General features: G+C 65.3%; 15 protein-coding genes. 10 read left to right on the forward strand and 5 right to left on the reverse strand.

Annotated elements, in window-relative coordinates:
• Positions 1-57: 57 nt before the first annotated feature.
• Positions 58-945: an IclR family transcriptional regulator gene (locus NCS28_RS00670; RefSeq protein WP_250511965.1), complete on the reverse strand. Its 888-nt coding sequence runs from the start codon at positions 943-945 to the stop codon at positions 58-60.
• Between the two features lie 22 nt (positions 946-967).
• Between NCS28_RS00670 and NCS28_RS00675 the strand changes: the two genes are divergently transcribed.
• From NCS28_RS00675 to NCS28_RS00690, 4 genes are all read left to right on the forward strand, one after another.
• A complete protein-coding gene (locus NCS28_RS00675; RefSeq protein WP_250511966.1) occupies positions 968-1,954 on the forward strand; it encodes a fumarylacetoacetate hydrolase family protein in 987 nt (328 codons plus the stop codon).
• A 96-nt stretch (positions 1,955-2,050) separates the two neighbouring features.
• The gene (locus NCS28_RS00680; RefSeq protein WP_250511967.1) at positions 2,051-3,220 is read left to right on the forward strand and encodes an ABC transporter substrate-binding protein; all 1,170 of its coding nucleotides are present in this window, start codon (positions 2,051-2,053) and stop codon (positions 3,218-3,220) included.
• Positions 3,221-3,239: 19 nt separating this feature from the next.
• Complete coding sequence (locus NCS28_RS00685) at positions 3,240-4,067, forward strand: enoyl-CoA hydratase/isomerase family protein (protein ID WP_106856971.1); 828 nt, start codon at positions 3,240-3,242, stop codon at positions 4,065-4,067.
• Between the two features lie 40 nt (positions 4,068-4,107).
• A complete protein-coding gene (locus tag NCS28_RS00690) occupies positions 4,108-4,872 on the forward strand; it encodes a PhaM family polyhydroxyalkanoate granule multifunctional regulatory protein (RefSeq protein ID WP_250511968.1) in 765 nt (254 codons plus the stop codon).
• A 1-nt stretch (position 4,873) separates the two neighbouring features.
• Here NCS28_RS00690 and NCS28_RS00695 read toward each other — a convergent pair whose 3' ends face one another.
• On the reverse strand, positions 4,874-5,236 hold the full coding sequence (locus NCS28_RS00695) for a hypothetical protein (protein ID WP_250511969.1): 363 nt from the start codon (positions 5,234-5,236) through the stop codon (positions 4,874-4,876).
• Between NCS28_RS00695 and NCS28_RS00700 the strand changes: the two genes are divergently transcribed.
• The 3 genes from NCS28_RS00700 (at position 5,220) to rfaE2 (ending at position 8,005) form a co-directional block, all read left to right on the forward strand.
• Positions 5,220-6,125: a MerR family transcriptional regulator gene (locus NCS28_RS00700; protein ID WP_250511970.1), complete on the forward strand. Its 906-nt coding sequence runs from the start codon at positions 5,220-5,222 to the stop codon at positions 6,123-6,125. The two genes, NCS28_RS00695 and NCS28_RS00700, sit on opposite strands and share 17 nt — an antisense overlap.
• A gap of 388 nt (positions 6,126-6,513) precedes the next feature.
• Positions 6,514-7,389 carry a ferritin family protein gene (locus NCS28_RS00705; protein ID WP_250511971.1) on the forward strand — a complete coding sequence of 292 codons (876 nt, stop codon included), beginning with the start codon at positions 6,514-6,516 and terminating at the stop codon, positions 7,387-7,389.
• Positions 7,390-7,522: 133 nt separating this feature from the next.
• Positions 7,523-8,005 carry a D-glycero-beta-D-manno-heptose 1-phosphate adenylyltransferase gene (gene rfaE2, locus NCS28_RS00710; RefSeq protein ID WP_250511972.1) on the forward strand — a complete coding sequence of 161 codons (483 nt, stop codon included), beginning with the start codon at positions 7,523-7,525 and terminating at the stop codon, positions 8,003-8,005.
• Positions 8,006-8,021: 16 nt separating this feature from the next.
• Here rfaE2 and NCS28_RS00715 read toward each other — a convergent pair whose 3' ends face one another.
• From NCS28_RS00715 to NCS28_RS00725, 3 genes are read right to left on the reverse strand one after another with little or no spacing between them, the layout of a single operon-like run.
• Positions 8,022-8,261 (reverse strand): hypothetical protein, encoded by a 240-nt coding sequence (locus tag NCS28_RS00715; RefSeq protein WP_250511973.1) that lies wholly within the window; start codon positions 8,259-8,261, stop codon positions 8,022-8,024.
• A 33-nt stretch (positions 8,262-8,294) separates the two neighbouring features.
• Positions 8,295-9,104 carry a type III pantothenate kinase gene (locus NCS28_RS00720; protein WP_250511974.1) on the reverse strand — a complete coding sequence of 270 codons (810 nt, stop codon included), beginning with the start codon at positions 9,102-9,104 and terminating at the stop codon, positions 8,295-8,297.
• Entirely contained in the window at positions 9,101-9,997 is an 897-nt protein-coding gene (locus tag NCS28_RS00725) for a biotin--[acetyl-CoA-carboxylase] ligase (protein WP_250511975.1), read from the reverse strand. The genes NCS28_RS00720 and NCS28_RS00725 overlap by 4 nt, the downstream gene beginning before the upstream one ends.
• A gap of 170 nt (positions 9,998-10,167) precedes the next feature.
• On the opposite strand from NCS28_RS00725, the gene NCS28_RS00730 reads away from it, so the two are divergent.
• Genes NCS28_RS00730 through NCS28_RS00740 form a run of 3 tightly spaced genes read left to right on the forward strand, consistent with a single transcriptional unit; the run spans position 10,168 to position 13,178 of the window.
• Positions 10,168-11,295 carry an MlaE family ABC transporter permease gene (locus tag NCS28_RS00730; RefSeq protein WP_250511976.1) on the forward strand — a complete coding sequence of 376 codons (1,128 nt, stop codon included), beginning with the start codon at positions 10,168-10,170 and terminating at the stop codon, positions 11,293-11,295.
• Between the two features lie 5 nt (positions 11,296-11,300).
• Positions 11,301-12,179 carry an ABC transporter ATP-binding protein gene (locus NCS28_RS00735; protein ID WP_250511977.1) on the forward strand — a complete coding sequence of 293 codons (879 nt, stop codon included), beginning with the start codon at positions 11,301-11,303 and terminating at the stop codon, positions 12,177-12,179.
• Positions 12,180-12,218: 39 nt separating this feature from the next.
• The gene (locus tag NCS28_RS00740; RefSeq protein WP_250511978.1) at positions 12,219-13,178 is read left to right on the forward strand and encodes an MlaD family protein; all 960 of its coding nucleotides are present in this window, start codon (positions 12,219-12,221) and stop codon (positions 13,176-13,178) included.
• The last annotated feature ends 2 nt before the right edge of the window (positions 13,179-13,180 follow it).

The raw sequence follows: 13,180 nt of genomic DNA on the forward strand, positions 1-13,180 counted from the left end.
AACGGGTATGACACGCGCGATGGAAGCGATGTTCCTTACCCGCATCGACGAGCGCGCTCAGCGTTCGCCCGCCTTGTAACCCAGTTCATACGACAGGCCGCCCGCGCATTCTCGCAGAGCGGAATCAATTTCACCGCCCCAGCGCGTATCGAACGTGCCTTCGTGCCCGAGCGCGATGAGTCCGAGCGCGAGTTCGCCCGTCGAGTCGAAGACCGGCGTGCAGAACGCGTGGATCGTCGGCAGCAGCATGCCTTCGACGCGAGCCGCCCCATGCTCGCGCACCTCGGCGAGCAGCGGTTCGACATCGGCCATCGTCTGCTTCATGGCGGCGAGTTCGCGGTCGAGCATCGGCTGCGTCTTGCTGCGCGGCAGATAGGCGGCGAAGAGCAGGCCGGTCGCGGACGAGAGCAGCGGCATCACGTCGCCGAGCTTGAGCGACGCCTTCGCCGGATGACTCGATTCCATCCAGTGCACGACCGTCGGCCCCTGATTGCCCCACACGGCGATGCCGACGGTCTGATCGAGCCGGTCGCGCATGTCCGCGAGCGCGATGCGCGCGAGCCTCACGCCATCGACGCGCGCCAGCCGCGCCAGCCCCATCTGCAACGCGAATCCGCCGAGCTCGTAGCGCCCCGACACCGGATCCTGCGACGCGACGCCGAGCCGCAAGAAACTCACGAGATAGCGATGCGCCTTCGCCGGGCTCATGCCTGCACGCTGCGCGAGATCGCGTAGCATCATCGCGCGCGGCTCGTTGGTGAGCACGTCGAGCAGCCGGAAGCCGACTTCGATCGATTGGATGCCGGAGCGCGTTTTTTCCTCGGTGGCGTCGTGGGCGTCGAGGTTTTCTTCGTCGTCGGAAGCAGCGGATCGGGTCGATTGCATGAAGCGCGAAAGCACAGGCAGGGGATTCACCATCGTAAAATAGATTTCCCTTAACGTCATCTCTGTCACCGACACCCGCTCTATGAAACTTGCCACGCTGAAGGACGGCACGCGCGACGGCCAACTGATCGTCGTCTCGCGCGATCTGCGCACGGCGGCTATCGCCGATGGAATCGTATCGACGCTGCAACGCGCGCTCGACGACTGGACCTTCTACGCGCCGCAACTCATGGACGTCTACGACGCGCTGAACGTCGGCCGCGCGCGCAACACGTTTCAGTTCGATCCGAAGGCCTGCATGGCGCCGCTGCCGCGCGCGTTCCAGTGGGCGGACGGTTCGGCGTACGTGAATCACGTCGAGCTCGTGCGAAAGGCGCGCAACGCGGAAATGCCGCCCGAATTCTGGACCGATCCGCTGATGTACCAGGGCGGCAGCGATGATTTCATCGGCCCGACCGACGACATCGTGTGCGCGACGGAATCGTATGGCATCGACTTCGAGGCGGAAGTCGCCGTCATCACGTCCGACGTCCACATGGCCGCGATGCCCGACGAAGCGCTCCGCAGCGTGCGTTTGCTGATGCTCGTCAACGACGTGTCGCTGCGCAATCTCATTCCCGCCGAACTGGCGAAGGGCTTCGGCTTCTTCCAGAGCAAGCCCGCGACCGCGTTTTCGCCCGTCGCCGTCACGCCCGACGAACTCGGCGACGCGTGGCGCGAAGGACGCGTGCATCGGCCGATGACCGTGCATTGGAACGGCAAGAAAGTCGGCCAGCCGGATTGCGGCACGGACATGGTGTTCCATTTCGGGCAACTGATCGCGCACGCCGCGAAGACGCGCAACCTGCGCGCGGGCTCGATCGTCGGCTCAGGCACGATCTCGAACAAGGACGCGAAGCGCGGCTACTGCTGCATCGCCGAGAAGCGGTGCCTGGAAACCATCGAGCATGGCGCGCCGCAGACGGACTTCATGAAGTTCGGCGACAGCGTGAAGATCGAGATGTTCGACGAAGACGGCAAGTCGATCTTCGGCGCGATCGATCAGGCGGTCGTGCAGCCGGAGCATTGAACGGGTTTAGCCCGATGCGGCGTGCGCAAGCCTCGCCTTACACTTTGCCGGGCTGCTTTCGCGCGGCGATAAAACGATCAAAAAAAGGAGACTTGGATGGCGGCAGGCAAATGGAGGTTTTTCGCGGGCGCGGCGCTCACGCTCGCCGCGACGACAGCGGCATTCGCGCAAACCGCGCAGCATGTGAAGATCGGCCTCGTGCTGTCGCTCACGGGGCCGGCCGCGTCGCTCGGCATTCCCGCGCGCGATACCGTCGCGCTGCTGCCGAAGGAAATGGGCGGCAAGCCGGTCGATTACATCGTGCTCGACGACGCATCCGACACCACGCAAGCCGTTCAGTCCACGAAGAAGCTCATCAGCGAGGATCAGGTCGATGCGATCATCGGCTCGTCGATCACGCCGAACTCGCTCGCGATGATCGATGTGGTCGCGCAAGGCCAGACGCCGATGATCTCGCTCGCGTCGTCCTCGAAGATCATCGAGCCTGTCGACGACAAGCGCCGCTGGGTCTTCAAGACACCGCAAACCGACGCGATGATGGCCTCCGCGATCGCCGAGCACGCGAGCAATCACGGTGTGAAGACGCTCGCGTACATCGGACAGGCGGACGCGCTCGGCGAGACTTTCTATGCCGAAGTCGCGAAGTTCGCGCAACTGCACAAGATCGAAGTGGTCGCGAACGAGCGCTTCAATCGCACCGACCCGAGCGTGACCGGGCAGATTCTCAAGATTCTCGCGGCCAAGCCGGACGCGGTGGTCGTCGGCGCGGCCGGCACGCCCGCCGCGTTGCCGCCGAAGACGCTCGCGCAGCGCGGCTACAAGGGCCGTGTCTATCACAATCACGGCGTGGGCAATCGCGACTTCCTGCGCGTGTGCGGCGCGGATTGCAACGGCACGTTCCTGCCCGCGAGCCCGGTGCTCGTCGCCGCGCAGTTGCCCGACGATCATCCGGCCAAACGCCTCGCGCTCGAATACATCAAACTGTACGAAGCGAAGCAGGGCGCGGGCACGGTATCGGCATTCGGTTCGTATGCGTGGGACGCGGGCATGCTGCTCAATCGAGCGGTGCCGATCGCGCTGAAGGCGGGCGCGCCCGGCACGCCGGCATTCCGCGCCGCGCTGCGCGATGCGCTCGAAGGCACGAAGAATTTCTCCGACACCAACGGGCAGGTCAACATGTCGCCCAACGATCACATCGGCCTCGACCAGCGCGCGCGCGTGATGGTCGAGATCCGCGACGGCAAGTGGCTCTATCAGCCGCGCTAACCCTCGATTGAACAGGATCATGAGCGATCTCTCCCTCTACGCGAGCTACCAGTCGCTGGAGTTGCGCCGCCATCCGCACGGCGTGCTCGAAGTGGTGATGCCCGGCGCGGGCGCTAACAAGAGCGGCCTCTCCACCGCCGACGCCAACATGCATCGCGAGCTCGCGGATATCTGGCGCGACATCGATCGCGATCCGGACACGCGCGTCGCGCTGATTCGCGGCGAAGGCAAGGGCTTTTCGGCGGGCGGCGATCTCGGACTCGTTGAGGAAATGGCGAACGACTTCGACGTGCGCGCGCGCGTGTGGCGCGAGGCGCGGGATCTCGTCTATAACGTGATCAACTGCGGCAAGCCGATCGTCTCCGCGATGCACGGCCCGGCGGTCGGCGCTGGATTGGTCGCGGGCTTGCTCGCCGATATCTCGATCGCGACGAAGTCGGCGCGCATCATCGACGGGCACACGCGGCTCGGCGTCGCGGCGGGCGATCACGCGGCGATCGTCTGGCCGCTGCTGTGCGGCATGGCGAAGGCCAAGTACTATCTGCTGCTATGCGAGCCGGTGAGCGGCGAGGAAGCGGAGCGCATCGGGCTGGTGTCGCTCGCCGTCGACGAGAACGAACTGATGCCGAAGGCGATCGAAGTGGCGAATCGTCTCGCACAAGGCTCGCAAACCGCGATCCGCTGGACCAAGTACGCGCTCAACAACTGGCTGCGCTCGGCGGGGCCGACCTTCGATACGTCGCTCGCGCTCGAATTCATGGGATTTGCGGGGCCGGATGTCCACGAAGGCATGCGCTCGCTGCGCGAACGGCGCGCGCCGGATTTTCCGGGCGGCGCGCCGTTCTGACCTACGCGAACCTCACACGGAAGGAAACAAGGAGAATCGAATGACCGATAACGCCAGCGGCACGCCGCCCTACACGATTCCCGGTTTTCCCGGATTCGGCCAGGCCGACATGATGGGCAAGATGTGGGAACTGATGCGCCTGAATCCGTTCGCCGCCGCGATGCCGGGCGGCGGGCAGGGCGTGGGTCCTTCCCTCTCGATGATGTCCGACATGCTCGCTCCGCTCACCAACATCGAAGAACTCGACAAGCGCGTGACCGACATGCGCGCCGTCGAGCACTGGCTGAAGCTCAATCTCAACATGCTGCAATCGGCGATTCAGGCGCTCGAAGTGCAGCGCGCGACGCTCGCTACGCTGCGCGCGTTCGGCGCGTTTGCGCAGACGTCGGTCGAAAACGCGCAGAACGCGGCGACGGAGAACACGAAGGCCGCGACCGCCGGCTGGCCGATGAGCGGCGCGACGAAAGCGGACGCGCCGAAGCAGGAACCGGCTGCCGAAGCGCGCGCGAGCACGGCATCGGCTGAAAGCGACGAAGCGGCAGGTGATGCGTCGGCGCCGCCGCCCGGCTTCGATCCGACCGGTTGGTGGAACGTGCTGCAATCGCAGTTCAATCAACTCGCGCACATCGCCATGCTCCAGCCGGGCATGACCGGGCCGCTCAACCCGACGGGCGAAGCAGGCGGCCAGTCCGCCGCCGACGAGAACGACGCCGGGCAGCCGGCGAACGGCGACGCGGACAAAACCGGGGCCGCCGCGAAAAAAGCGCCCGCGCGCAAGGCTGCGCCGCGCAAGAAACCTGTCTGAGTCAGCTTCTTCTACGCCCGGCGGCGCGCAACGCGTCGTCGGGGCCGCAAGTCTCCTTCGATGCGCCTGGCTGCATCGAACCGCGTCTTCTCATCATCTTGTCCGTCGTCAGCAGATAACGTAACTCCGCATCGATGTGCGTTTCGATTTTGTCTATGATGAAAGGTCGACGGCGCGCAAATTTGTCCACCGTCAGCGTCGGGCACGTAATCTGCAACGAGTCTGATGTGTGACTCGACATCATTCTGTCCATGACAAACTCATCAGAACGAGACTTTGCCCCGGAGCCGGCTTTCGATGGCGGCGAGCTTCCGGATCCCACTTCCTCGCGCGTGGCGGCGTCGGGCGTGACGGGAATCGGCATCGGCGCGATCGCTCAGGAAATTGGTCTGACGAAGGACACGCTGCGTGTTTGGGAGCGGCGGTACGGTTTCCCGCAACCGATGCGCTCGCCCGGCGGCGAACGGCTGTATCCGCAGGAACAGGTGACGAAGCTGCGGCTCGTCAAGCGCCTGCTCGACGCGGGCCACCGGCCGAGCAAGGTGCTCGGGCAATCGATCGACCTTTTGCAACAGTTGGCCGAAAGCTCGGGCGTCGGTCAGGACGCGCCGGACGCTGAGCTCGACCATCTGATCTCGCTGTTGCGATCGAGCGCCTACGACGAATTCCGCTTCGGACTGCTGAAACGCGCAACGCGCGACGGACTCGAGCGCTTCGTGCTCGATGTCGCGGCGCCGCTGTCGGCGCGCGTCGGCAATGCGTGGGCGGCGGGCACGTTGCAGGTCTATCACGAACATCTTTTCAGCGAAGCGATCCAGTCGGCGATGCGCACGCTGATGCGCCCGCTCTCCGACGCCGTCCGTGGGCGCGGCGGCCGTCCGCGCGTGCTGCTCACCACGCTTTCCGGCGAAGGCCACGGCCTCGGCATCTTGATGGCGGAAGCGATGTTCACGCTCTCCGAATGCGATTGCGTCCAGCTCGGCCTGCAGACGCCGCTGCACGATATCGTCGATGCGGTGACGGCGCATAGCGTCGATATCGTCGCGCTTTCGTTCACGGCTGTGCTGCCGGCGCAGTCCATTGCCAACGGCCTCACCGATCTGCGCAACCTGCTGCCGCCGCACGTGCGCATCTGGGTCGGCGGCAGCAGCCCGGCGTTGCGCCGCAAATTCAACGACGGCGTGCAGCACATCGCAGGATTGACCCCGATCGATGAAACTGTCGCCGAGTGGCGCCAATCGAGCGTGCTATGATGAAAAACGCTCGCTCCGCGGGCATTGGCGCGTAGTTCGCGTGGCACGCGCATCGCTGTCATGTGAGCACGTCATACTGCCTGGCCGGCGCGGTGCCGGCGGCAAAGTTCGGCGCCACGTGACCATACCTCAGGCACAGGTTTCGCTCCTCACCCACGGTAGAACAAGACGCACAACAGGCAACATTTGCACGGGGAAGTGCAGTGTTTCGCACGGCGCGACGCGTTGCCGCAGCGCCAAATTTGCGCGCTCGTTGTCGCTTTTCGTCTTAGGCCGACCGAATCCCGCGTAAAATTGAAAGCTTGGCTGCGCGCACGCAAGCTTTTCGCGTGTCTCAGCCGAAGTCAACACAGATATAACGTCGCATAAGTGGCATCAGGGGTGGACAATGAACACCATGCTTTATCCGGAACTTTATAAATCGCTGGAATCCGTCCGTTGGGATATGGAAAAAGACATTCCCTGGGACAAATTTGATGCGTCCCTTCTCACCGACGAGCAGGCCAGGACGATCAAAATGAACGCGATCACCGAATGGTCCGCTCTTCCCGCAACGGAGATGTTCCTGCGTGACAACCACCATGACAGCGACTTCTCCGCTTTCATGAGCGTGTGGTTTTTCGAGGAACAGAAACACTCATTGGTGCTGATGGAGTATCTGAGGCGCTTCAAGCCCGACATGGTGCCGACCGAAGAGGAACTGCACGCCGTGCGTTTCGAGTTCGATCCGGCGCCCCCGCTCGAAACGCTGATGCTGCATTTCTGCGGCGAAATCCGTCTGAATCACTGGTATCGCCGTGCGGCCGAATGGCACACGGAACCGGTCATCAAGCACATCTACGAAACCATTTCGCGCGACGAAGCCCGTCACGGCGGCGCATATCTGCGTTATATGAAGAAGGCGCTCGCGACTGCGGGCGATACCGCGCGTGCGGCATTCGCGAAGATCGGCGTGCTGATGGCGTCCGCGCGTCGCACGGAAAAGCCGCTGCATCCGACCAATCTGCATGTGAATCAGGCGCTCTTCCCGCGCGATACCGTGCAGTCGCGCCTGCCCGATCCGGAATGGCTCGAACGCTGGCTGGACGACCAGATCCGCTTCGACGACAGCTGGGAGAAGAAGGTCGTCGAACGTATTCTGCACAACCTGTCGATTCTGTTTGAGCGTTCGTTCGCGACCGCGCAAGAACTGAATCGCTATCGCAAGGAAGTGACGCTGCGTCTGCAAGCCGCGTCGGGCGGCGCGGCCGAACAGCCGGCCTGAACGTTCAGACCTTCAGGCTTTCACGCTTTGAAGACGAAACGGCCCGCCGGGTAGAACCGGCGGGCCGTTTGCATTTCTGCGCAAAGCGCCGTGGCACAATGCGCGCTTTCAGCACACTGCATCGAGCGCCGCCATGTCCGCCATTTTCGAACGCAAGATCACCACGCGCGAAGCGCTCGCCGCGCGCCGTCCGGCCCTTACCGGTCCCGTCGTCTTCACCAACGGTGTCTTCGACATTCTCCATCGCGGTCACGTGACCTATCTCGCGGACGCGAAAGCGCTCGGCGCGACGCTCGTCGTCGGCGTGAATAGCGATGCCTCCGTGCGCACGCTCGGCAAGGGCGACGATCGCCCGATCAATCGCGAGGACGATCGCATGGCGCTGCTCGCGGCGCTGGAAAGCGTCGACTGGGTCGTGAAATTCGAAGAATCGACGCCGCTGGAACTCATCGGCGCGTTGCGCCCCGACGTGCTCGTGAAGGGCGGCGACTACGACATGGACAAGCTGGCGGAATCGGCGCTCGTGCGCGGCTGGGGCGGCAAGGCGCTCGCCATCGCGTTCGAGCACGATCGATCGACGACCGCGCTGCTCAGGAAAGTCCGCGCGCAGTCCTGATTCGCGCGCGCGAGGACTACTGCCCGAGCGGCGCAGTTTGTACGTTCGCGGCAGGCGCCGGTCCGCCCACGCGCGGCTGATCGAACGCTTCCTCGGGCCCCAGCGGGCGTGTCGCGAGCGCTTCGGGATGAACCTGTTGCAACAGATGATGCGGCTCGCGCGCGCCCGCTGCGGGAAGCGGGCCGAACATGCCGCGCATGACCGCGAGCATCAGGAGGTTGCCGAGAATAAGAAGGGCGATCAGCCAGCGCAGCATTCGTTTGCTCCGTCCGTCAGTCAAATCAGTTAATCAGGATGAATGCCGCGCCGTCGCGTCGCGCGCGATGAGCGCGAGGCCGGACAGCACGAGGGAATCGTGCCGCGTGTGCGGCACGTCGAGCGCGCCCGCGATTTCATTGGCGGCGCCGCCGCCGAGCACGAGCCGGACGTCGGCGTGCCAATCCGCTCTCAGGTCATGCCACGCGCGCTCGATGAGCGCCGCCTGCGCGAGAAGGCATCCGGACGAGAGCGCGGCGGCGGTGTCTGTGGCGAAGAGACTGCGGGTTTGATCGAGCGCCTCGCGTGCCGAAGCGGCGTCGAGCGTCGGCAATTGCGCGGTGTGGCTGCCGAGCGACTCCATCATCAGCGACCAGCCGGGCGCGATCAGGCCGCCCGTGAATACGCCGTCGGCGCGCAATGCTTCGAGCGTCGTCGCGGTGCCGAATGTCGCGACGAGCAGATGCTCGCCCGGATACGCCGCGCGCGCGGCGATCATGCCGGCCCAGCGATCGCTGCCGAGGCGCGTCGGGTCAGCGTAGCTGTTGATCACGCCGCATTGCTCCGCGCGCGCGCCCACGACGGTGCGCGGCAGCGTCGGCCAGCGCGCGTCGATCAGACGCTGGATGCGGTTTTGCACCGGCATGCCCGCGACGTTCGAAACCCATGCGCTCGCCGGCGTGGACAACTCGGCCCAGTCGCCGAGCGCGGCGTCATCGGCGAGGGTCGAATGATGTGCGTGCTCGAACGCGCCGTTCTGAAGCGACGCGCCGGTTTCATCGACGAGCGACCACTTGATGCGGCTGTTACCCGCGTCGATCAGCAAATACGGCGCTTCGCTCACGGACGCTCCCTCGCGAGGCGCAGCGTGAGTTCGCCGGTCGTGACGGTGCGCGGACCTTCGGGCGCGTCGATCAGCAACTGGCCGCTCTCGTCGACGCCCGATACGATTCCGCGCGTCACTTCCATGCCTTGATCGATCAGCACGACTTCGCGCCCGGCCCAGGCGTGCGCGTCGAGCCAGCGCTGGCGGAACGGCCTGAAGCCTTCGGCTTCGAAGCGCGACAGCGCCGCGTCGAGCGCATTCAGGATTGCGGCGAGCGTGTCGGTGAGATTGGCGTCGGGCCATGCGCGCGCGAGCGCCGCGGGCGCGGTGCCGGGCGTGGACTGCGTGGACTGCGCGGCCTGGCGATTGGCATCGTCGACTTGCGCGGCGAGTTGCTCCGCGCCATGGAGGTTCAAGCCGATGCCGATCACGACCGCCGTCGCGTCCGGCGTGTTCCACGCGGTTTCGATCAGGATGCCGGCGAGTTTGCCGTCGTCGAGCAGGACGTCGTTCGGCCATTTCAGCGCGGGGCGCGCGGAAGGCGAGAGCGGCAGATGCGCGAGCGCATCGAGCACGGCAACGCCGATGGCGAGACTCAGCCCCGAAAGCCCTTCGATCGGCCGCTTCAGCACGCAGCCGACCGACATCAACAACGCATTGCCCGGTTCGGCGAGCCACGCGCGGCCGCGCCGTCCGCGCCCAGCGGTCTGCGAATACGCGACGCGGGCCATCGGCGCGGGCGTGCTGCCGCGACGCGAGGCGCGCAACTGCTCCATCAGGTCGGCGTTCGTCGAGCCGGTTTCGTCGACGATCTCGATGGTCCAGTCGCGGGCGGGCCGCTCGGCGATCGTCGCGAGCCGGGTGCGGTCGATGCGCCAGGGCGCGTCGGGGGCGAAGGGAGTTGAGTTCATGGCGGATATTGTAGCGGCGCGATGCGGGTTTTTCGCTTGCTGAAACCTCGCGTTGTCAGGTGCGGCGCCGATTCCAGGCGTTTCAGCGCGAGACCATCCCCGCGCCTCGACGGCACACTTCGCTACAATGTCCTCTCCCGTCTAACCGCGTCTCATCGCGCCATCGATCCTTGGACTTCGACACGCCGCCGCGCCTAAAAGTGGAAGCCGGTCAGCAGGGCAAGGTGGTCCGGCTGTCGGGCCAGTGGACCGCGCTCGCGCTCGCCCGCGACCGCGCGAAGAGCGGCGTCACGCGGCGGCTGCGCGCCATCGGGCGGGAAGCGATCGGTCAGTGGGATCTGCTGTCCGTCGAGCGGCTCGATCACGTCGGCGGTCAGGCGCTGTGGCGCGTCTGGGGCCGCAAGATGCCCGCTACCATCGCGCTGTCCGATACCCAGCGCGAAATCTTCGAGCGCGTCGCGCTGCTCGACGCCGAGCGCGAGGAACCCGAGCCCGTCGATCGCGTCGATCCCGTTACGCGCCTCGGCCAGCTCATCTTCGATTTCTTCGATCACCTCTACGGCGGCCTCGCGATGTTCGGCGCCTTCGTGCTCGATCTCGCCGCGCTCGTCCGGCGTCCGCAGCGCATTCCGTGGACGGAAATCTCCGCCAATATCTACAGCGCCGGCGCGCAGGCGCTCGCGATCACCGCGCTGGTCGCGTTCCTGATCGGCATCGTGCTGAGCTATCTGTCCGCGCAGCAGTTGCAGGCGTTCGGCGCGAATCAGTACATCGTGAACATTCTCGGGCTTTCGGTGATCCGCGAACTCGGACCGGTGCTCTCCGCGATTCTCGTCGCCGGGCGTTCAGGCTCCGCGATCACCGCGCAGATCGGCGTGATGCGCGTCACCGAGGAACTGGACGCGATGCAGGTCATGGGCATTCCGCACGGCCTGCGGCTCGTGCTGCCGCGCGTGATCGCGCTCGGCATCGCGATGCCGCTGCTCGTCATGTGGACCAACATCATCGCGTTGACGGGCGGCGCGCTCGCGGCGAAGCTCGTGCTGTCCATCGACATGAATTTCTTCATCCGCTCGCTGCCGTCGGTCGTGCCGATCGCCAACTTGTGGATCGGGCTCGGCAAGGGCGTCGTGTTCGGCATGCTGATTGCGCTCGCCGCGTGTCATTTCGGTTTCCGCATCAAGGCGAATTCGCAGAGTCTCGGCGAAGGCACGACGACGTCGGTCGTGACGTCGATCACCATCGTCATTCTCGCGGACGCCGTGTTCGCGATCCTGTTCCAGAACGTCGGACTCTGACCGCCATGTCGACCACGCTCGCCACCGCCGTTCGCCATCAGCCGCCGCCCGTCATCGCGGAGCCGGTGATCGAAGTGCGCGATCTCACCAAGCGCTACGGGCGTACGGTGATCCACGAGCATCTGAATCTGGATGTGCGGCGCGGCGAAATCGTCGCGCTGCTCGGCGGTTCGGGTTCGGGCAAGACGACGCTAGTGCGGCAGATTCTCGGGCTGGAATCGGCGACATCGGGCACCATTCGCGTGCTCGGCGAGGAATGGTCCCAAATGGACGAGGAAACGGCGAAAATGCTGCGCACGCGCTCCGGCATGATGTTTCAGCAGGGAGCGCTGTTTTCGTCGCTGACCGTGTACGACAACATCGCGCAGCCGTTTCGCGAGCTCGGCAAGATTCCCGAAGATCTCATCCGCGAATTCGTGATGTTGAAGCTCGAGATGGTCGGGCTGTCGTGCAAGCACGCGAGCAAGATGCCGTCCGCGCTGTCGGGCGGGATGGTGAAGCGCGTGGGCATTGCGCGGGCGATCGCGCTCGAGCCCGAACTGCTCTTTCTCGACGAACCCACCGCCGGCCTCGATCCGAAGGCCTCGGACGAGTTCGTCGATCTGATCGCCACGCTGCATCGCGCGTTGGGGCTGACGGTTGTCCTGGTCACGCACGATCTCGATACGATGGTCGCACTCTCGACGCGCGTCGCCGTGCTCGCGGAGCGGCGCGTGCTCGTCGCGGCCCCGGTGGAGGAGGCGTGCGCGGTGGATCATCCATTCATCCGCGAGTATTTTCTCGGGCGGCGCGGGCGTCGCGCGCTGCAGGCGCTGCCGCCCGAGCGCCGCGCGAAACTGCCGCCGGCCGCGCTCGAGGACGCGCCGATCGCCGTGAACAAGTGAGCAAGCAAGGAACAGCGAGCGTGCTGGAGGAACCTGCCGATGGAAAACAAATCACATGCGTTCTGGACTGGGCTCTTCACGATCGTCCTCGTGCTGGCCATCGCGTTCGCCGTGTTCTTCTTCAACGTGGATCGCACGGTGCGCGTGCCTTACGACCTGATCTCGCACACCAACGTGACCGGCCTCTTCACGGACGCGGCGGTGCGTTATCGCGGTCTGGGCGTCGGCAAGGTGGAATCGATCCGCTTCGACAGGGAGCATCCGGGTCAAATCCGCATCCGCATTCTCGTCGACAAGAACGCGCCGATGACGCACTCGACTTTCGCGACGCTCGGCTTTCAGGGCGTGACGGGCATCGCGTTCGTGCAGCTCGACGACACCGGCAAGGATTTGAGTCCGCTCGCTTCGTCGCCGCAGCACATCGCCGAAGTGCCGATGCGCCCGGGCCTCTTCGAACAATTGCAGCAGCGCGGCGACGTGATCCTGAAGAAGTTCGAGCGCTTGTCCGAAGACGCCGACAAGTTCCTCTCCGACGACGTGCGCACTCAACTCATGGCCACGACGAAGAGCCTGCAGGGCGCGGCGGACAGCATCGCGACGCTCGCGGGCCAGGTCCAGCCCGTCGCGGCGCAATTGCCGCAGACGCTGAAGCAGATCAACACCACGCTCGCCTCGACCAACCAGCTCGTGCAGAACCTGAACCGTCCGGACGGCCCGTTCGTCGTCAATCTGAACAAGGCGGGCAAGGCCGCCGAGGACGCGAGCGCGGCGCTCGCCGACATGAACGAGTCGCTGCGGTTCGTGACGGCGCGCGTCGGCTTCGAAGCGCTGCCGCGCTTCTATTCGTTCAGCGACGACGTGAGCGCGGCCGCGCGTTCGGTCGATCGCGCCGCCGACGCGTTCAGCACCAATCCGCGCAGCGTGCTCTTCGGCGCGCCGCAAAAGGAGCCGGGACCGGGCGAGCCGGGCTTCACGTGGCCCGCGAAAGCGACGCATTGATC

The organism is Caballeronia sp. INDeC2 (assembly GCF_023631325.1).
GTDB lineage: Bacteria > Pseudomonadota > Gammaproteobacteria > Burkholderiales > Burkholderiaceae > Caballeronia.